Here is a 19,831-nt window from a genome sequence, read left to right as displayed (position 1 = left end):
GGCGCGGACGCTGCGCGGCGTGATCGTTGGGTGCACCTGCACTCAGGGCCACGCCGCGCATCGAGTCGAGCGCAGCTACCGGCCCGAAACCCGCCCTCGCACCGGGCTACAGCTCGGCGCTTGCACGCCTCGCGACGTTGTAGAACCGGACGTTCTGGTACTCCTCGAGCCCCTCTGCGCTGCCCTCTCTGCCGAGACCCGACTGCTTCACTCCACCAAAGGGAGCCGCTGCGTTCGACGGCACTCCCTGGTTGATGCCGACCAGCCCCGTCTCGAGCGCGTCCGCAACGTTCAGTGCCCGGTCGAGGTTTTCGGTGAACACGTAGCCAGCGAGCCCGAACTCGGTGTCATTCGCGCGGGCGATGCCTTCCTCCTCTGAGGAGAATCGCTGAATCGCTGCGATCGGCCCGAAGATTTCGACGTTCGCCACGCGGGACTCCGCCGGCACCCGGTCGAGCACCGTTGGAGCAAAGAACTGCCCCGGCCCTTCGTAGGTGGCGCCTCCCGTGCGAAGTTCGGCGCCATCGGCGATGGCCTCGTCGGTCAGCGCGCGCATCTCTCGCACCGCACGCTCGTCGATGAGCGGCCCGACCGCGACGCCCTCGCCGAATCCGTTGCCCACGGGAGAAGCGGAGAGTCGCTCGGCGAATGCCTCGACGAAGGCGTCGGCAATCCCGTCCTGCACGTAGATGCGGTTCGCTGCGATGCACGACTGGCCGCCGTTGCGGAGCTTCGCCGCGAAGACGCCGTCAACGGCGCGCTCGAGATCGGCGTCGTCGAACACGAGCAAGGGACCGTTGCCGCCAAGCTCCATCGAGGTGCGCAGCACCCCGTCACTCGCGATGCGCAGGAGTTGCTTCCCCACCGGCGTCGACCCCGTGAACGAGACTTTCCGCGTGCGCGGGTCCCGCAGGACGGCATCGCTGAAGTCCCCGGCATTCGACGTGGTCACTACCCGCACAAGCTCAGCGGGAATCCCGGCACGGCGGGCGAGTTCAACCACGAAGTAGGTGGTGAGCGGCGTCAGCGTCGCGGGCTTAACGACAACTGGGCAGCCTGCGGCGAGCGCGGGTGCGATCTTTCGAGTGGCCATTGCGAGGGGGAAGTTCCACGGGGTGATGAGCACGGCGAGGCCGACAGGCGAGCGCTTGATGAGCAGGCTCGATCCTCCGTCTGGGACGTCGCGGAACCCGCCGCCGGGACGCACGGCTTCCTCTGCGTACAGGCGCACAAAGTCCGAACCGTACTTCACCTCTCCCCGCGCCTCGGCGAGTGTCTTGCCCATCTCGCGTGTGATGAGATGCGCGATCTCTTCGGTGTGCTCGACGATAAGTTCGTACCAGCGGCTCAGCAGTGAAGCACGGTGCCTGGCAGTGGTCCTTGCCCAGGCTGCGCCCGCGGCGTCAGCGATAGCGAGTTCCGCGACAGCGCCCGCTGCGCTGACGTCTGGCACGCTCGCGATTCGCTGCCCTGTCGCGGGATCGTGAACGGGGATGCCGTCGGCCGGAAGCCCGAGACCCGCGATGACGGAGTCTGCGAGGGCAATCGCTGACGCGGAGCCCGCGAGAAGCTCTGATTCCTGCCGGACGGTGAGTGGGGAAGTCATCGCGAGTGCGCCTCCAAGGATGGACGGCCGGTGGCCGTGATGTGCGTGTGGCTCCGGGGCTGGCGTTGCAACACACGGGTGTGGCAGCCAGTAACGATCCGGGATTTCCTCCACGCTAGGGGGCGCAACACGTAAACAAAAGCGACTGCTCGTAACAATAAACGGTTAGCTACAGTGACAGATGCCTCGCCCACCGTATTGGTCACGTGCCACCTGCAGGTTCCGTGCCGAGCTCACGATATGCCCCCTCGATCGCCTCTCGGCACGCCATAAGGGCGGGCGTGCGCTCCGCGCCCCGGCGCATCAGCATGAGAAAGGTTCGATGCATGCCGCCCGGAAGGCCGCGCCGCCCCGGCAACCGGGTGACCTGACCAGAGAGCTCGCCAGCGATCGAGCGCGGCAGGAAGGCCGCCGCTTCGCCGCTGGCCACCAACTGCCGGTGAAAGTCGAGGCTGGCAGACTCGAAGGCGACCCGTGGCTCGAAACCGATAGTGCGGCAGATCCCACGTGCCCAGCGGTAAGCATCGGTCTGCCGCGGCTCCATCACCCACGGCAGCCGCGCCAGGGAGTCCACCGAGCTCCCCCCTGACAGGTCCGCTTCTCGCATACCGTCGGGGAGATACATCGCGATCGGATCGTGTCCAAGATCGACTCGCACGAGTCCCGGCGTTGGCGAGAGCGGCGCTCCGGGATACTCATCGGCCACTGCGATGTCTGCCCTGCGCGCACCAAGTTCCCTGATCGCTCCCTCTGGATCGAGCTGGGCGTATTCGAGCGCGAGATTGGGCGCAACCTCCCGCAGGCGACGCATGGCCGGCACGAGCAACCGGGTGCCGAAGGTGTGGAAGGCCGCGACGCGCACCACACCGGAGAGCCCTCCGCGAGTGAGGAGCAGCTCAGCCTCCGCTTCTTCAAGCACGGCGAGCACCCGCTCGGTGTGCACGACGAGGCGCTCCGCATCCGCCGTGAGCCGCACTCCGCGCCCCGCGGGCTCGAGCAGTGAGACGCCGAGCTCGTTTTGCAACCGCGAGAGTTGCTGCGAGATCGACGACACGCTCATCCCGAGCACTTCGGCCGCACCGGTGAGGCCGCCGTAGATCGACACCTCGCGCAGCAGCGCGAGCCTTCGGACATCAATCACAGCACACCGATCCTTTAGCAAACGTGAACAGTACGTTTATATACTTCCAGCCTTCCAAAACAGTACAAGTCCCTCTAGCGTGTGTGAGAGTACCGGCACGAAGGGGTGGGCGATGACAACAGCACAGGTGGACGTGGACGAGCTCGATCGGAGGCTCGCCGCGGTCCGTGAGGCCATGCGACTGCGCGAGTTAGACGCGCTCGTGGTCTCCGACCCTGCGAACATGTTCTACCTCACGGGATACAACGCTTGGTCCTTCTACACGCCGCAGATCTTCTACGTACCGCTTGACGGTGAGCCCGTGCTCGCGATGCGAGAAATGGACGCGCTCGGCGCCCATCGCACCGCGTTACGCTACGCAGACTCCGTACTCGGCTACCCCGAAACCTACGTGCACCGGCCGGACACGCACCCAATGGAGTGGATCGCGGAGCGACTGCGGGACCGTGGCGAGGCTGGCCGCGCTCGCAGGGTCGGCTTTGAGGGCGACGCCCACTACTTCTCCGTCCGTTCGTACCTTGCGCTCCGTGACGGCTTCCCCGAGTGGGAACTCGTCGAGAGCCGGGAACTCGTGAATTGGGTGCGGCTCATCAAGTCCGAGTTTGAGATTGGCCAAATGCGTCGGGCGGGCCAAGTCGCGAGCGAGGCAATGCGGCGCGCGGTAGCGGCAATCGAGACGGGGAAGCCACTCAACGAGCTCGCGGCGGAGGTGCTCGCGGCGCAGGCGCGCGGAGTCGACGGCGCCGACGGCGACTACCCGGCGATCGTGCCAATGTTTATGTATGGCGAGGGCGCGGACACGCCTCACCTGACGTGGACGGCGGAGCGGATGGCTGCCGGTGAAGCCGTATCGATCGAGCTGACAGGCGTGCACCGCCGCTACCACGCGCCGCTCGCGCGCACGGTGTCGCTCGGCGCGCCCAGCCGCGAACTCGACCGGCTCGCCGGCGCCACTGTCGAGGGGCTCGACGCGGCGCTCGACGCGCTCCGACCGGGCAACACCTCCGCGGAGGTGCACGCTGCTTTCGACCGCGTTTTACGCCGCTACGGTCTCGAGAAGAAATCGCGACTTGGGTACTCGATCGGTGTGGGCTTCCCGCCCGACTGGGGCGAACGAACGGTCAGCATTCGTGCAGGCGATGACACCGTGCTCGAAGAAAACATGACCTTCCACCTCATCGCGGGTATGTGGATGACGGGCTACGGCTTCGAAGCCTCCGAGTCCGCGCGGGTGGCCGCTGGGGGCGCAGACGTGTTCACCGACGCGCCCCGTCGACTCATCATTCAGGAGGCCTAATGCCCACCCAAATCGCACCACCTTTCGCGGACCGCAGCGAGCTACTCGTCGGTTCCGTCATTGATGCCTCGACTGCGTTACTTGCCGAACAGCAACACGACATCGTGCGGTTTGCGATGGGCGCTCCAAGCGAGGACCTGATGCCAATCGCGCAGCTCGACGAGGCCTTCACCGGCTCGCGGAGCGGGCGGTACGACTACGGCGAGACCGAGGGCGAGCCGCGGCTGCGGGCGCAGATCATGGAGCTCACGTCCCAACGCGGCATCGAGACCAGCGACGAGCGTTTGCTCGTCACGACGGGCGGCATGCAGGGGCTCGACCTCGCATTCAAGCTCTTCGTCGATCCGGGAGACCTCGTCATTGTCGAGGCCCCCACCTACAGCAATGGAAACGCAACTGCGCTGAGCTACGGAGCCGACCTGCTCCCGGCGCCGGTCGACGAGGACGGGCTCATCGTCGAAGCTCTCCCTGAGCTCGTCGCTCGCACCGGCAAGACCCCCCGAGCGATCTACACAATCCCAAACTTCCAAAACCCCACCGGGGTGACCCTGAGCCTCAGGCGGCGGGAGCTCCTCATCGAGCTCGCAGAGCGCTGGGGCGCGATGATCATCGACGACGATCCATACGGCAGGCTCCGCTTCGAGGGCGAAGATTTGCCGGACCTCGCGGGTATTGCCCCCAAGCATCCACTCCTGTTCCAGGTCCGCACCCTCTCCAAGATGATTGCCCCTGGCCTCCGGACCGGTTGGATTGACGTCGACCCCGCCGTGCGTGCCCTGGCGGTGAATGCGAAGCAGGCCATGGACACGTGCAGCAGCGTGCCCGTCCAGAACGCAGTGCTGAACTACCTCACGAGCGGTCACTTCGAGACGCACGTTGCACGACTCAAGCCCATCTACCGCGAGCGGAAGGCCGCAATGCTCGCCGCAGTCGAGCGTCACCTCGGCGGACTCGCGACGACCACCGACCCCGAGGGCGGGTTCTTCCTCTGGCTCACGCTCCGCGGTGACGCGGCTGGCCTCGACACTGAGGCGCTCTTCCCTGCTGCGCTGCGCGACGGAGTCGCGTACATTCCAGGCCCGGCGTTCACCGTCGATGGGAGTATGCGCAATGCCCTGAGGCTCTGCTTCGCGACTTCATCCCCCGCACGCATTGACGTTGGCGTGAGTAGGCTCGCGAGCACGATCAAGCGGGCAATCGCCGCCGGAGAGGCCACGCGCGCATGACCTTCTCACCACGCGAACGCGCGGCACTCGATCTTCTGGACGTCGACGCGATCACTGCTGACACCTGCGACCTCATTCGAGGGCGCGGCGAGAACCCAGGCGAGACGGAACGGGACACCGTGCTCCGCCTCGCCGCGATCTGTGCGCGGATTGGCGCCGAGGTCACGCTTCAAGAGGTTGAGCCGGGGCGGGAAAACCTCAGGGCCGCTCTCGGTCCAGCAGATGGGCCGGCGATCCTGTTCCTCGGTCACAGCGACGTTGTGCCCGCCGGGGAGGGGTGGAGCGGTGACCCGTTCGAGCCGCGGATCGCCGGTGGCCGGATCATTGGTCGAGGAACCACCGATATGAAGGGCGGTCTTGCCGCGCTGCTGGCGGCGATGGCAGCGGTTTCGGCCGTTGCGCCCGACCTGCGACTCGAACTACTGTGCACTGTCGACGAGGAGGATCGCGCGCTCGGCGTGCTCGCCGCACTTGCGGCGGAGATGCCGCGAGAGTACCTCGCATGCATCGTTGCGGAGCCAACCGATCTCGACGTGGTGATCGGATGCAGGGGCGCAAGCAACCTCGTCGTCGAAGTGACCGGCGCCTCCGCGCACGCCGGACGGCCTGAGGACGGCGCGAGCTCGATCTACGCCGCAGCGCGGATTGTGGAACTCGTACGCGACCGCCACGCCATACTCGCTGCGGGTGAGCGCGATAGGCTCCTCGGCACCGGGACGTGGAACGTCGGCACGATCGAAGGCGGAAGCGGCACCTCGATGGTGCCGCGAGTGACCACGCTCACCCTCGACCGCCGCACGATGCCGGGCGAGGATCCGGAGACGATCCTCGCCGAACTCCTCGGGGCGGCAAGGATCGATCTGGCCGAATCCGGCATCGCGAACGCTGAACGCATCAGCATCGAGGGCACCGTCGACATGGAGATGCCAGGCTTCCGCACCGAGACCGACTCCCCTGTTGTCCAGATCGCGTCACAGGCACTCCGTGAGCTCGGGGCGTCAGGCACGCAGACCGGCTGGACCGCTGCCTGCGAGGGCGGCTTCGTCGCGCGGCACCACGGTACCCCAACAATCATTCTCGGTCCGGGAGATATCACCGGCCAGGCCCACCAGCCCGACGAGAACGTGGAAATCTCACAGCTCGAGACAGCCGCACAGGCCTACGTGCTCATCGCGCTTCGACTCGCAAGGGCAGCGTAGCCCACCCACCAACACCAGTCGCACTCATCGGGGAGTGCGTAGGAAGGAAATCATGACCGCACACCAGGAGCTCCCCACAATTACCCGGGACATCGATCTCACACCGATACAACGCAAGAACACACGCAAGTCGGTCGCCGGGGCGGCCATCGGCAATGCTATCGAGTGGTTCGACTACGGCGTCTACGGCTACCTTGTCGTCTACCTCTCGAGCCTGTTCTTCGACTTCGGCGGTGAGCCAGGATCCGCGCTGCCGCGCATTCTCGCGTTCGCCACGTTCGCCGTATCGTTCCTCGTGAGGCCGCTCGGTGGGATCGTGCTCGGCCCGCTCGGCGACAAGATTGGGCGTCGCACCGTGCTGATGGCGACGATCCTCATGATCAGCGTGTCCACGGCGGCGATCGGTCTTCTCCCCACCTACGATTCGATCGGAGTGTGGGCTCCGCTGCTGCTCGTGTTCCTTCGCATGGTGCAGGGGTTCTCCGCCGGCGGCGAGTACGCGGGTGCCGCTGTCTTCATGGCAGAGCACGCGCCCGATAATCGACGCGGCTTCTACGGTTCGTTCCTCGAGTTCGGCACGCTCGCGGGCTTCTCCGGCGCGGCAATCCTCGTCACGACCATGACGCTCGTCCTCGGAGAGGACGCGATGATGGCCGGCTGGTGGCGCCTACCGTTCCTGCTAACGCTCCCCCTCGGCCTGCTCGCCCTCTGGATGCGCCGCAACGTCGAAGAGCCTGAGACGTTCACCTCGGACATCGACATCTCAGGGAAGGCCAAGCAGAGCGCCTGGGCCGCGCTGCGCGAACTCATCGTGCGGTTCCCGAAGCAGGTGCTCAAGCTCGCCGGCTTCGTCATCCTCATCAACGTCGCGTTCTATCTCGTGCTCACGTACATGCCGAGCTATCTCTCGACGACCCTTGGGCACGGAGCGGCGGAATCGAACTTCTCGCTTGTCATCATCCAGCTCATCATGATGGCGGTCATTGTGCCGTTCGGTGCACTCTCGGATCGGATCGGACGCAAGCCGCTGCTGCTCATCGCGAGCATTGGCTTTACCCTGCTGTCAGTTCCTGCGGTCATGCTCATCCAAGTCGGCACGGTCTGGTCGCAGCTCGCCGGCATCGGGATCCTCGGACTGTTCCTCGTCATGATTATCTCGAATATTTCCGCGACGCTTCCCGCGCTCTTCCCCACCTCCGTGCGCTATTCCGGATTCGCGATCGGCTACAACGTGTCGACGGCGATCTTCGGCGGCACCGCCGGAATGATGAACGAGTTCCTCATCGACCGCACCGGCAATGTGCTCATTCCCGGGTGGTACCTTGCGGCAGCCGGCGTGATCGGTTTCATCTCCGTGCTGACCTTCAACGAGACAGCTGGCCGCTCCTTGCGCGGCAACGTGCTCCCGGGCAGCGACGACGCTGCGCGCCTCGCGCGCGGCGAGAAACTCATCGGGGCAAAGGCCAGCTAAACCGCGCCACCCCACCTCCCGGTGGCCGGCATCGACGTCGAGATGCCGGCCACCGCCCATGTCCGTATGAAAGGAACGTCACCATGTCAACAGCACCCGTCGCACTCGTCACCGGAGGAACTTCCGGGATCGGGGTGGTCATCGCCCAACAGCTCGTCGAAGCCGGACACCGCGTAGTGGTCTCCGGGCGTTCCGAGCAGCGCGGCTCAGCCGTTGCGGCAGAGCTTGGCGATCGCGCGCGGTTCGTGCGCACCGATCTCACGGCGACCGGCGCCGCTGCCGATCTCATCTCCCGCACAACAGAGACCTTTGGACGCCTTGACGTGCTCGTCAACAATGCCGCAATCGATCACACTGGCGAACTCCTCGAGGTCGGGGAGGCAGAGATTCGCACGACGTTCGAGACGAACACCTTCTCGGCGATGAACCTGCTCATCGCGGCAGCGCGGACCATGCGCGAGCAAGGCGACGGCGGCTCGATCATCAACATCACGTCACGCCTCGCGAGCATCGGCGTGCCGACCATGGGCATCTACAGCGCGTCGAAGGGCGCGATGCTTGCATTCACGAAGGCCGCGGCAATCGACCTCGCCCCCTACAACATCCGCGTGAACGCCGTCGCCCCCGGCATGACACGCACCCCGCTCTACCAGGAGTGGCTCGATGGCCTTCCCGACCCCGAGGCAGAAGCGCGCCGGGTCGCGGAGGCGATCCCGCTCGGACGCATTGCCGAGCCAGCTGACGTCGCCGCCGTGGTGCGTTTTCTCGCCTCGCCGGAGGCCTCCTACCTCACCGGGGCATCGATCCCGGTCGAGGGTGGCTACCTCGCGAAGTAGGCCGAGGCGACGTCTGGAAAGCCGCGGGTCCGGTCGAACCAGTGTCGTCACCCATCGCCAAGTTCACGCATGACTGCCTCACGCACGGCGACGTGTGCCGGGTGCGCTTCCGACCCCTCACGCACCAGCAAGTTGATGGTGCGCTCTTGCCCCACCGACAGCCAGGCGCTCGGTGTGAGCTTGAGCCCGGATTCACGGATCACCATGTCTGGCAGGAAGGCCGCCGCCAGCCCGTGCTCGACCATCCGGAGGTGAAACAGGAGGTCGCTCGTGGTGTGCGCAACGTAGGGGTCGAAGCCGCGTTCGCGGCACACGCGTAATGCCCACTGCGTCGCAGCAGACGTGGGGGGTTCCAATACCCAGGGTACGCTGCCCATTCCCGCGGGCCCCTCCGACCGCACGCCGGGTGGTAGGTAGGCACGCACCGGATCGGTGCCGAGGGTCGTCACCGTCACTCCCGCAGGGGCGGCCTGCCCGACTCCCGGGTACGCGTCAGTGAGCACCGCGTCGACTTGCCGTGACGTGAGCATCGTGATGCCGAACTCCGGGTCGGCGCGGGTGACCTGGACCTGGAGCTCCGGGTAGCGCTCCGCGAGGCGCAGCAATGCGTCTGGAATGATTGCTCGACTGATGGTGGTGAAGGCTGCGAGCCGAACGACTCCCTGCGGCCGTTGGTGCGTCGTGGCGAGGTCAGCCTCAGCCTTCTCGATGGCAGAGAGGATCGCCTCCGTGTTCCTCACGAGCTCATCGCCAGCCGGGGTGAGCCGCACGTTGCGCCCAGTGCGCTCAAGCAGTTTGACTCCCACATCCCGCTCAAGCTGGGCAAGCTGCTGCGAGATGGCGGAGTGTGTGTAGGCGAGCTCACGCGCTGCGGCGCTCATCGTGCCGCGGTGTTTGAGTTCCCTGAGGATAACGAGTCGGCGCAGATCAAGCATACGTACCATCCTCCCGGGTGAGCGCCGCAATCGCGAGCACAACGAGCGCCGCCTCGTTCGGCACGCTGAATCGCAGCCCGATGAGCTCCTCAAACTGGGCCAGCCGTTTGACGATCGTGTTCCGGTGACAGAACAGTTGCTCGGCCGTGGCCTTGATCGACCCGTTCGCAAGATATGCGGCGACGGTGTCAAGCAGCCGCCGCCGGGCGTTTGGCCCGAGTGCCCGCACCCGCGACACGTCCACGGGAGCAAGGTCGGGAGGGAACAGCTCCTCCACCGCGCGCCATGCGACTCCTGCCCACGTGTTCTTCGACGTCAGCAGTACCGGCGTATCGAAGTCGTATGCGTAGAGCAACGCGTGCCCGGTGTGCAGCGCCGGCAGGAGACCGCGCACGCCCTGAATTGGCGTGAAGAAGGCCGCGCGTCCGCTAAGCGAGGGCTCGTCCCCCTCGCTTTCATGCAGCCGTACCTGCCGAAAGTGGCACGTGACCCGGCCAGGCTCGTGCGCATACGGCCATTCGCCGCTCTCACACAGTTCGCAGTCGGTCGCATGCTGCCCCGGCTGCACGACGAGTGCGTACTCGGAGTCTGCTTGCAGTCCGAGGTCGCGACAGATCATTGCGAGTTCCCCTTGGCCCGGTGCCGGCTCCTCGAACAACCTCCGCAGAGCTTGACGGCGCACGGTCTCGCTCCGTCGCTGCAGCCGATCTGCTTCTCGGAGATAGGCGTACTGCACCTCGCGTACGTGCCACTCAACGAGCCCCAAAAACAGGCCGGTATTTCGGACCAGGCACTCCATCTGGTCGGGGCCTGTAATGCTGCGCAGCGCGTTCCAAATGACGCGAGAGTTCGTTCGCACGCCATCAAGCAGCTGCTCGGCTGGTACTCCCTGTCTGGCTCGACGCGCGCCGAGATCAGCCGGCAACCGCCGCAGTTCGTCGGGCAGCTGTTTGCCTGCGAGGAGCAACAGGTACATCTCCATTGTCGAACTCACAAGGTCGGAGATGTCGCCCGCGGGCACCGCCCCCTCGTAGACCACGTTTCCGTCGAAACCGTCGAAGAAGTCATCAACCATGCGTTCTTTGTGTCTGCCGAGCAGCGCAACGAGTTCGACCCACTCTGCGTCCCGAGCCACGCCAGATAGGTCGGGAAGCGGAATACTGTGAACCACGTCACCCCTCACCAGAAAAGTGTGCACATCACCACTCTAGCCGCCCGAAAGACGGAACTCGTGGCCATTGAATGCATCATAATGCACCTGATTTCATGGAGGGAGTCTTGGCACCGTTGCCGAACACACCCGGAAGGATCAACGATGAACCCCGAAGCCGCCCTGAGGCCCGCAGAGGATACCTCCACACCTCGTCGCCCACGCATGGTGCGCACCGCGGTCGTGGTGGGTACCGCACTTGAGCACTACGACTTCTTCCTCTACGGAACCGCCGCGGCACTGGTGTTCAACACCCAGTACTTTGCCAGCGATAACCCGCTCGTTGCCTCGCTCGCTGCGTTTGCAACATTTGCTGTCGGCTTCGCGGCTCGACCACTTGGTGCAGTGATCTTTGGCCACTTGGGCGATACCCTCGGGCGTCGCGCAACGCTTATCTTCACCCTCGTGCTCATCGGAGTTTCAACCGGCCTGATCGGGGTGATCCCAAACCAGGACGTTATCGGGATCATGGCCCCGATAGCCCTCGTTACGCTCCGCTTCCTCCAGGGCATCTCGTTCGGAGGCGAGTGGGCCGGCGCGGTAACGCTCGCCTCAGAACACGCACCAAAGGGCAAGGAGGGACTGTACGCAAGTCTCCCCCAGCTCGGCTCACCGATCGGCAACATCATTAGCTCCGGCGCATTTCTCGCGCTCGGCACCCTGCCGCCGGACGCCTTTCAGGCGTGGGGCTGGCGCATCCCGTTCCTCGCAGCTTTCCCGCTGCTCGGTGTCGCGCTTTGGGTACGCACGCTCGTCGACGAGTCCCCAGCGTTCAAGAATGCGACGCAGGCCAACCTCATCCAGAAAGTGCCGGCTTGGCAGGTGGTCCGACGTGCCCCAGGCCGCATGTTCACCGCTGCGGCCGTTGCGTTCGTGTCCATTGGCGGTTTCTTCCTCGTCACCACGTTCGCCATTAGTTATGGCACGGGAACGGTCGGGCTAAGCTCGAGCACAATGCTGACGGCGACACTCTCAGCAGCGGCGCTACAGATCGTGACAGTGCTGGTCACTGGTTCTGTTGCCGACCGCATAGACCCGATCAAACTGGCGACCTGGGGGTGCGCCGTGACCGCCGTGCTTGCGTTTCCTGCGATCCTGGCGCTGTCGTCCGGCAGTCCGGTACTCGCGATCGTCGCGATCATCGTGATCGTGCAGCCGATCGCCGTCGCTTACGCCGTAACCGGCGTCATTCTGCCCGAACTCTTTCACACGAGCATCCGCTACTCAGGCGTGGCCCTCGGCTTCAACATCGCGGGCTTCGTCGGTGGCTTCGTGCCGATGATCGCAACCTCACTGCTCATCGTCTCAGGTTCAAAGTCGTGGCCGATCTCGGTGTTGCTCCTCGTCATCGCTCTGATCTCTCTCGCCGGCGTGCGGATCGCGAACCGACTGATCCCGCCCATGGGTCGACGCAGGACAGGTAGCGCCGCGGAGGCGGCCCAAGCCGAGTAACCCTGCTGACTCACCCCCGCGCAGCAGTGCCCCGAGGCTCCCTCGGGGCACTGCTGCGCGTGCAGACAGGAGACTGCCGACACCTCCAAACGTGTCATTTAGACTAACAGGTTTCCGTCACTGAATGTCGCTTTTCATAACCAATACTGCTCTCTAGCCTGATGAGAGGACTTCTCTCGCGTCCAGCCCAAACACCACTAGGAGGCCACATGAGCACCATCGCAGCGCAGCGTGTCAAGACCGAGGTCCCCGGACCTCGCTCGCAGGAACTCGCCGCCCGCAAGGCCGAGTTCGTCTCGGCGTCTGTCAACCCCGCGTTTCCCGTGTACATCGCATCTGCGGAGGGCACGACCCTCACCGACGTCGACGGCAACGAATTCATCGACTTCGGTTCTGGCATTGGCGTCACCACCCTCGGCCACGGCAATGCAGGCACGACGGGCGCCGCCGTCGAGCAAATCGAGCGCTTCACACATACGCTCTTCGGAGTCACCCCCTACGAGGGTTACGTCGAGGTGTCGCGCAGACTCACCGAGATCACACCGGGTGACTTTCCGAAGAAGTCGATGCTCGGATCGACGGGGGCGGAAGCAATCGAGAACGCCATCAAGATTGCGCGTGCCTACACTCGTCGCAACGGCATCGCCGTCGTCGACCATGCCTACCATGGCCGCACGAACCTCACCCTCGGCCTCAACTACAAGGCCACGCCCTATGCCGCAGGGGCAGGGCCTCGCCCGGGTGAGATCTACCGCACGTCGAACTCGTACCCGTTCCACGATGGGCTCGAGGGCGCTGAAGCCGCCCGCCGCGCAATCGCCTACCTCGAAAAGACTGCCGGCACCGAAAACCTCGCCTGCCTGCTCATCGAGCCGATCCAGGGTGAGGGCGGCGTCATCGTCCCGGCCCCAGGGTTCCTCAGCACGCTTCAGCGCTGGTGCAATGACAACGGCATCGTCGTCATTGCCGATGAGATCCAGACCGGCCTTGGGCGCACGGGAAAGATGTTCGCCAGCGAACACTTCGATTTTGTCCCGGACCTCGTCGCCATCGCTAAGGCGATCGCCTCCGGCATTCCGCTTTCCGCGGTCACAGGACGCGCCGAGATCATGGACGCGATGGCGCCCGGCGCGTTGAGCGGCACCTTCAGCGGCAACCCCGTCGCATGCGCAGCAGCCCTGTCCGTCCTCGATCAGCTTGAGACGCGGGGCACGCTCGATCGGGCTGCAGAGATTGGCGAACGGCTGCAGGCGGGGCTACTGGCGCTGAAGTCACGCTTCCCCGTGATCGGCGACGTTCGCGGTCTCGGCGCTCTCCACGGCATCGAGCTGGTCCACGCGGATGGCACCCCGAACCCCGAGGCCTACCGCGCGCTCAGCCGCCTCACACTTGAGCGCGGACTGATCCTCATGGCCGGCGGCAGCGACGGCCACGTGCTCCGCATGCTCCCCGCAATCACCGTGACGGACGAGGTCCTCGACGAGGCGCTCGCTATCCTCGAGCACGCACTCGAGGCGTACTCCGCCTAGCGCGGAGTACGAGACGGCGATTCGCGCGTCCAGGACCAGATTTCCTGGACGCGCGAATCGCCGTTCTCGAAACTGGGTGAGGCATCCCCATCACGACACGGGCCCAGATCAGCGAGTTCAGGAAACCTGACGACGCACACGCCGGCTGCGCGCACGCCTGCACGTCCTGGGCCCTCCGGGAGACCTATGCGGCGGTGTAGCCACCGTCGACGGGCAGCACGATACCCGTCACATACTGGGCACCATCGGAGATGAGATACGCGACGGCTGCTGCGACGTCCTGCTCCGAGCATAGCCTCGCGAGTGGCACGCGCCCCGCCTGTTCCTGCTCGGCGACTACGGGGTCCGGCTGGTCGCTCAGCCAGGCCTCGATAAGTGGCGTCTTCGTCATGCCCGGCGAAACGACGTTCACCCGAATGTTTTTCGGGGCGAGCTCGATCGCCGCGGCGGTGGAGAAACTGTTAATCGCCCCCTTGCTCGCTGCGTAGCCGCTTACCCCGGCCATCCCAGCGACAGCGAGGCGTGAGGAAACACTCACGATCGAGCCCCCTCCGGCTGCGTCGAACAACGGCACGACCGCCTGAGTCATGAGGATCGTCGCCGTGACGTTGAGCGCGAGAGTCTCTGCGAGCCGAGTCGCATCATGCTCTCCAATAAGATCATTGTGCCTTCGTCCGACATTGTTGACGAGGCCAACGAGGCGCCCGAAGACCGCAGGGTCAAGCGCCTTGTAGGCCGCGACGACGATGTCTGCGGCTTTTGGGTCGGCGTGGTCGACGCTCACAAATGCCAGGCGCGGCCCGAGGACGGCAGCGAGTTCTTCGCCCTGCGCAACACCGCGGCCCGTCGCCAAGACAGCGTAGCCGCGCTCGACGAGGACCTCGGAGATGGCCCGTCCGATCCCGGAGGTACCGCCGGTGACGATTACTGTCGGGGCAACTGCTGTCATGACGCGAGAATCCTTCCGATACGAGGGTCGAGTGTGGGCGCTGGCTGCACTATACAGCGATGACCCCCTCAGGGTCGTACACGGCCTCACCACCCAGAACGGTCGCCGCAACGGGAATGTCGGAGACCTCCTCTGGCAACACGTCACACGGGTCAGCGCCAAGCACCGCAAGGTCGGCGAGTGCACCTACCGCGATCACCCCCTTCCGCCCAGCCCATCCGGTCACCTGTGCCGGGCCTGTTGTGTAGGCGGCGAGGGCCTCGTCGATCGTGAGACGTTCGTGCGCGCCGTAGAGATGCCCGCTCTCGGTGCGGCGCAGCATGGAGGATTCGATGACGCTGAGCGGTGCGCCGGGAGCAACTGGGCGGTCAGAGGTCAGCGCGAGCGACATGCCGGCGTCGAGAAGACTCTTCGAGCGGAACGACCACTCAGCTCGGTCATCGCCAATGAACTCGCGGAAGCCGTCCCCGTAGAGCGTGAGGAAGCGCGGCTGACCGATCACCGTAAGTCCCGCCTCGGCGAGCTCTGTGAGCTGCTCCGGTCTCACAACCCCACCGTGCTCAACACGGTGCGGCATGGGCGGTGTGATGCCCTCCGCCCGGAGCGTGTGGGCGATATCGATTGCCAGGTCGACAGCTTCGTCGCCGACGGCGTGCATCGCAAGCGCCCACCCACCCCGGCCCGCGTCGAGGGCGTGGCCACGAATGTCGTCGCGGTTGCCCTGGTAATAGCCATGGCTGCCAGCGCAGTGGTGATACTCCTCGGTCATGCGCGCGGTGGCCCCGAGAATCGAGCCGTCAAGAAAGAACTTCGCCGGCCCGAGTTGCAGCCGGTCATCGCCGAGGCCGCTTCGCACTCCAGTGTTGAACCCAACGAAGGATCCTGTTGCTCCGGGCTCCCCGTGCCTGGCGAGCGTTGATGACTCCGGCATGACCTGCTGTCTCGTGCGGAGGCTCCCGCGGGCGAGCACGTTTTGGTACGCGGAGAACTCCTGGGGACTATGCCCAATCCAACCCCCGCCAATCCCAGCATCCGTCACGCTCGTGAGCCCCTCGCTCACGTAGTGGGCCGTGGCGGCTTCGAGCGCCTCTTCGATCCGCGCGAGCGGGTATGGGAGCATAACGTCCTGGACGAGCCGCATTGCCTGCTCTTCAAGCAGCCCTGTGGGCTCCCCGCGCTCGTCAAGCACGATCCGGCCACCCTCGACCCCGCGCAGGGCAGCTTCATACACACCGGTCTCCGACATCGCCGCTCGGTTAAGCACACAGGCGTGCCCAGAGGTGTGCTTGAGCCACACTGGGCGGCCCCCAGCTGCAATTGTGAGGCGGTCGGGATCCGGGTAACGATTCCCAACGCTCATCTGATTGAACCCGGCGCCGACAATCCACTCCCCCGCGGGGGTGTCGCTTGCGCGCTCGGCGACGAGAGCGTAGATCTCATCGAGACTCCTGGCCGGTGCGACGTCGAGCTCAACAAGCGTGAGCCCGAACCAGACGCTGTGGGCGTGAGCATCGATGAACCCGGGCAGCACGGTCTTGCCCCGGATATCGCGTGTCACGCGCGCATCAAGACGAAGTGCGTCCTCGCCGAGAGCAATGATCCGGCCGTCGTGGATGGCCACGGCGTCGGTGGTGCCTACCGCCGACATCGTATGGATTCGGCCACCACGAAGGATGAGGTCGATGTTCACGCTGCTCCTCCACTCCGAGTTTGGTGCGAGACGGGTCTCTGCAACCATCTTTCTTGATAGTTCGCTGCGCTGCAATGACGGATGACCATGCGTTTTGGATCTAAAATCAGCATCATGCTAGGTTCATACGATCTCGAGACGCAGGCAGTATCCCTCGATCTCGATCCACGCTGGCTTGAGCTCGTCGCTGAGGTGCAAGACCGACGGGTCGAGCTGCGCGACAGTTTCCTCCGGGGGTTCCCCGTCGCCGAGAAGTACGGCGACAATGCCGTTGCCTCCGCCGATGTAGTCGAGGTCGTCGATGACAGCCTCGAAATGTTCCTGCTGCAACTCGCGGGGACACCGCTTCCGGAGCGACTCCAGAGCTTCCCGGAGCGGCTCGGTACGCGGCGGGCGGGCCAGGGCGTGCCCGAGAGCCTACTACTCGAGGGCGTGCGGACGAACTTCGCCGTGCTCTGGGAAGCGTTCAAGCAAGCTGCAGGCGAGGCAGAGTCGGAGCTGCTCGTCGCGCAGGTCGAGACGCTCATCGGCCTGGTCGAACAACAGGTGTCCCGGGTTCAGCGGGCCTACCTCACGGAGTCGCAGCGGCTCAGCCAGGACACGCGACGCACGATCGATCACGCGCTCGCGCGTTTTATCACCGGAGACCTTCTCAGCCAATCAGAGCTTACGCTGCTCGCTGAGGCGCTCGGGGCACCCTCGGACGGCGAACTGTGGGTGGCTCTACTGTCCCCCTCAGGAGTTCCACTTGAGCGACTTCTCGCCCCCTGGCGAGCGAGTCTCTCCTGGCAGGGTGTCTTCGTACTCCTCAGCCCCGATCACGCCCAACCGGACCTTCCGGCGGAAGCCAGGGGCGTCATCACCCGCCATCCGGCGCCCCTCGACCGCCTCCCTGCCCTGGTGCGTGAAATGACGCGACTCACCACGCCATTGCAGCATAGCGGCGTGGCCTATCTCGACGATCTCGTGCTCCACAGCGCGCATGCGAGCGCGGCCGGACACTTCGACGACCCAGCCTCGGTGCTCGGCCGCGATTTCTTCGAGATCCGTGAGGTTGAGCAGACGCGGCTTCGTGAAACGTTGCGCGCGTTTGCGGAGACGGGCACCGTTGGGGGCGCTGCGGCGCTGCTGTTTTGCCATCGCAACACTGTTGTCACCCGGATGCGCCGAGTTGAGGCGCTTACCGGCTACAACCCACTCGTTCCTCGACAGCTGGCGATCCTCGCAGTATTCCTCGGCCTCTGGTAAGCCAGCAGATGAAGCTGCCTTGCTCCCATAGAAAGCCGCAGTGATCACAGCCCTTTCTGCGAGCTCCCACTAGGGGGCGATAGGCTCCCCTCTCGGGGTCGTTAGGTACCTGGGTACCACCGGCCCCGGTACTGGGGCAGGACGCGCAGGATCCTACAGGCTCATAGTCTTGGAAGTATCAAGGCGGCGTACGGCAGAAAGGAATGTCATCATGACCACCGACGCACACCCCACTCAGCTTCCAGGTTCGGACGTTCAGACCGAGTCCGCTGCGCCCGACACCTCGGTTTCCGAGAGCGCAACTCCCGCGGCGCCCGAGGCACCGGCTCAGCCGGTAGCGCCCACACCCACCCCGGTGTACGCGCCGCCGCAGGCGACCGTGCCGCAGGTCACCCTCCCACAGGCAACCGTGCCGCCCGCACCAGCCGCAGACGCGTCTCCCGCGTACGCCGCAGCGCAGGCCACCGCGTCGCAGCCGACCGTCTCGCAGCCGACCGTGCAGTACACGTCGCCCTACACCGGTTCGACTCCGCTGGCGCAGCAGGCCCAGCAGGCCCAGCAGTTACAGCAGGCTCCCCAGCCCGGCGGCTACGCGGTCCCGCCACAGGGCGGGTACGCGGCACCGCCGCAGGCGCCCTACTATGCCGTCCCGGGCCACCTCGACCCCGAGCCGGGCAAGAATAGCTACGGCTTCGCCATCGCGAGCTTCGTGATCGGCATTGCGTCGATCCTGAGCGCCTGGACCTTTGTCGCGCCGATTGTCGGCCTCGTGCTCGGAATCCTCGCGCTCCGCCGCAACACGAAGGAGCGCACGCTCGCGCTGTGGGGCGTCTGGCTCAACGGCGCCATGCTCGCGTTCGCGGCAGTGGGGCTCGTGCTCCTCATCGGCCTCACCTCGTTCGGCTTCTTTGCCGGGGCGGCGTCCTACGGGTTCTAGCCCACCGCCGCCGCACGCACGGGCGGGCTCTCCCCACGCGGGAGGGCCCGCCCGTTCGCTTTGCCTGCGGCGTTCTCGGCCGACAGGAACGCTTAGTCCTTTCGAGCACCGGGCGGGCGCCGCGACCAGTAGCTGGCAAGAGCGGAGCCAGTAACGTTGTGCCAGACCGAGAACAGCGCAGCGGGAAGCGCGGCCTCCGGTGAGAAGTGCGTCCGGGCGAGCCCCGCAGCGAGACCGGAGTTTTGCATGCCCACCTCGACCGTCACCGCTCGCCGTGCCGCCTCATCAAGACCAGCAAGACGCGCAGCGACGTAACCGAGGAAGAGTCCCAGTGCGTTGAGCGCGATGACCAGGCCAGCAACGACCAACCCGGAACTGAGCACGGTCCCTGCGCTCCCGGCGACAACCGCAAGGATCACCAGCGTGATCACCACCACGGAGACGAGTGGCAGCCAGTCGGTGATGCGCCTAACCACGCGCGGCAGCAGTGCTCGTAACACCAGACCCAACACGATGGGCAAGATCACGATCTGCACGATCGAGAGGAACATTCCCAGGAAGTTGACCTCAAGATGCGACCCAGCAAGCCACAGCACAATGAGTGGGGTCAACAACGGAGCAGCCAGCGTCGAGACGGAAGTCATCGCGACAGACAGGGCGACGTCTCCCTTCGCAAGGTACACGATCACGTTCGAAGCGGTACCGCCCGGTGCTGCCGCGACGAGGATGATCCCGACCGCGAGTGCCGCGTCGAGCCGGAACACCGTCACCAGGGCTAGCGCGGACAGCGGCATGATGATGAACTGCGCGAGAATTCCGATCAGGAGCGGCAGGGGTCTCTTGGCCACCAACGCAAAGTCAGAGCCCTGAAGCGTCATTCCCATGCCAAGCATGATGACCATGAGCAGAGGGTTGATGAACGGCGCAATCGGGAGGAATGGCGCAGGCCAGGCGACTGCAACCGCTCCGGCTGCGAGTACCGCCACCGGAAACCACGCGCCCGCCAACCGGCTTACCCACGCGCCGAGCGATATTGGGGACTGCTGGGGAACTTCGTTATTCGCCACCGCTCCAGCATCGCACATTGCTGCGACTTGCGCAGCAG

16 protein-coding genes are annotated in these 19,831 nt (G+C 65.3%); 9 read left to right on the top strand and 7 right to left on the bottom strand.

All coding sequences use genetic code 11. The annotated features are described in order from the left end of the window. Positions 1-106: 106 nt before the first annotated feature. Positions 107-1,606 carry an NAD-dependent succinate-semialdehyde dehydrogenase gene (locus BJ960_RS02580; protein WP_185986129.1) on the bottom strand — a complete coding sequence of 500 codons (1,500 nt, stop codon included), beginning with the start codon at positions 1,604-1,606 and terminating at the stop codon, positions 107-109. Positions 1,607-1,808: 202 nt separating this feature from the next. Further along, positions 1,809-2,747, bottom strand: coding sequence for a LysR family transcriptional regulator (locus BJ960_RS02575; RefSeq protein ID WP_185986128.1), 939 nt, complete (start codon positions 2,745-2,747; stop codon positions 1,809-1,811). 112 nt (positions 2,748-2,859) lie between these two features. Between BJ960_RS02575 and BJ960_RS02570 the strand changes: the two genes are divergently transcribed. From BJ960_RS02570 to BJ960_RS02550, 5 genes are all read left to right on the top strand, one after another. Further along, positions 2,860-4,044 (top strand): M24 family metallopeptidase, encoded by a 1,185-nt coding sequence (locus BJ960_RS02570; RefSeq protein ID WP_185986127.1) that lies wholly within the window; start codon positions 2,860-2,862, stop codon positions 4,042-4,044. After that, positions 4,044-5,270: an aminotransferase-like domain-containing protein gene (locus BJ960_RS02565; RefSeq protein ID WP_185986126.1), complete on the top strand. Its 1,227-nt coding sequence runs from the start codon at positions 4,044-4,046 to the stop codon at positions 5,268-5,270. The genes BJ960_RS02570 and BJ960_RS02565 overlap by 1 nt, the downstream gene beginning before the upstream one ends. After that, positions 5,267-6,469 (top strand): M20 family metallopeptidase, encoded by a 1,203-nt coding sequence (locus BJ960_RS02560; RefSeq protein ID WP_185986125.1) that lies wholly within the window; start codon positions 5,267-5,269, stop codon positions 6,467-6,469. The genes BJ960_RS02565 and BJ960_RS02560 overlap by 4 nt, the downstream gene beginning before the upstream one ends. Positions 6,470-6,521: 52 nt before the next feature. Then, a complete protein-coding gene (locus tag BJ960_RS02555) occupies positions 6,522-7,940 on the top strand; it encodes an MFS transporter (protein WP_185986124.1) in 1,419 nt (472 codons plus the stop codon). Positions 7,941-8,023: 83 nt separating this feature from the next. Then, the gene (locus BJ960_RS02550; RefSeq protein ID WP_185986123.1) at positions 8,024-8,776 is read left to right on the top strand and encodes an SDR family NAD(P)-dependent oxidoreductase; all 753 of its coding nucleotides are present in this window, start codon (positions 8,024-8,026) and stop codon (positions 8,774-8,776) included. 47 nt (positions 8,777-8,823) lie between these two features. Here the strand turns inward: BJ960_RS02550 and BJ960_RS02545 are convergent, their stop codons facing one another. Further along, complete coding sequence (locus BJ960_RS02545; RefSeq protein WP_185986122.1) at positions 8,824-9,711, bottom strand: LysR family transcriptional regulator; 888 nt, start codon at positions 9,709-9,711, stop codon at positions 8,824-8,826. Further along, positions 9,704-10,882 (bottom strand): helix-turn-helix domain-containing protein, encoded by a 1,179-nt coding sequence (locus BJ960_RS17135; RefSeq protein WP_185986121.1) that lies wholly within the window; start codon positions 10,880-10,882, stop codon positions 9,704-9,706. Before BJ960_RS17135 ends, BJ960_RS02545 begins: the two co-directional genes overlap by 8 nt. Positions 10,883-11,026: 144 nt before the next feature. Between BJ960_RS17135 and BJ960_RS02535 the strand changes: the two genes are divergently transcribed. Next, positions 11,027-12,373, top strand: coding sequence for an MFS transporter (locus BJ960_RS02535; RefSeq protein ID WP_185986120.1), 1,347 nt, complete (start codon positions 11,027-11,029; stop codon positions 12,371-12,373). 209 nt (positions 12,374-12,582) lie between these two features. Continuing rightward, positions 12,583-13,902: an aminotransferase class III-fold pyridoxal phosphate-dependent enzyme gene (locus BJ960_RS02530; RefSeq protein ID WP_185986119.1), complete on the top strand. Its 1,320-nt coding sequence runs from the start codon at positions 12,583-12,585 to the stop codon at positions 13,900-13,902. A 184-nt stretch (positions 13,903-14,086) separates the two neighbouring features. Here BJ960_RS02530 and BJ960_RS02525 read toward each other — a convergent pair whose 3' ends face one another. Together BJ960_RS02525 and BJ960_RS02520 are read right to left on the bottom strand one after the other, a co-directional pair. Next, positions 14,087-14,851 carry an SDR family NAD(P)-dependent oxidoreductase gene (locus tag BJ960_RS02525; protein WP_185986118.1) on the bottom strand — a complete coding sequence of 255 codons (765 nt, stop codon included), beginning with the start codon at positions 14,849-14,851 and terminating at the stop codon, positions 14,087-14,089. Between the two features lie 49 nt (positions 14,852-14,900). Next, complete coding sequence (locus BJ960_RS02520; RefSeq protein WP_185986117.1) at positions 14,901-16,541, bottom strand: amidohydrolase; 1,641 nt, start codon at positions 16,539-16,541, stop codon at positions 14,901-14,903. Positions 16,542-16,655: 114 nt separating this feature from the next. On the opposite strand from BJ960_RS02520, the gene BJ960_RS02515 reads away from it, so the two are divergent. Together BJ960_RS02515 and BJ960_RS16590 are read left to right on the top strand one after the other, a co-directional pair. Beyond that, positions 16,656-17,789: a helix-turn-helix domain-containing protein gene (locus BJ960_RS02515; protein WP_185986116.1), complete on the top strand. Its 1,134-nt coding sequence runs from the start codon at positions 16,656-16,658 to the stop codon at positions 17,787-17,789. Between the two features lie 211 nt (positions 17,790-18,000). After that, complete coding sequence (locus tag BJ960_RS16590) at positions 18,001-18,726, top strand: DUF4190 domain-containing protein (RefSeq protein WP_237463612.1); 726 nt, start codon at positions 18,001-18,003, stop codon at positions 18,724-18,726. Between the two features lie 92 nt (positions 18,727-18,818). Here BJ960_RS16590 and BJ960_RS02505 read toward each other — a convergent pair whose 3' ends face one another. After that, positions 18,819-19,793, bottom strand: coding sequence for a bile acid:sodium symporter family protein (locus BJ960_RS02505; RefSeq protein WP_307814648.1), 975 nt, complete (start codon positions 19,791-19,793; stop codon positions 18,819-18,821). Positions 19,794-19,831 lie beyond the last annotated feature (38 nt).

Source organism: Leucobacter aridicollis, from assembly GCF_013409595.1.
GTDB lineage: Bacteria > Actinomycetota > Actinomycetes > Actinomycetales > Microbacteriaceae > Leucobacter > Leucobacter aridicollis.
The sequence above is the reverse complement of the archived record's forward strand: the minus strand, read 5'-3'. Positions and strand labels throughout refer to the sequence as shown.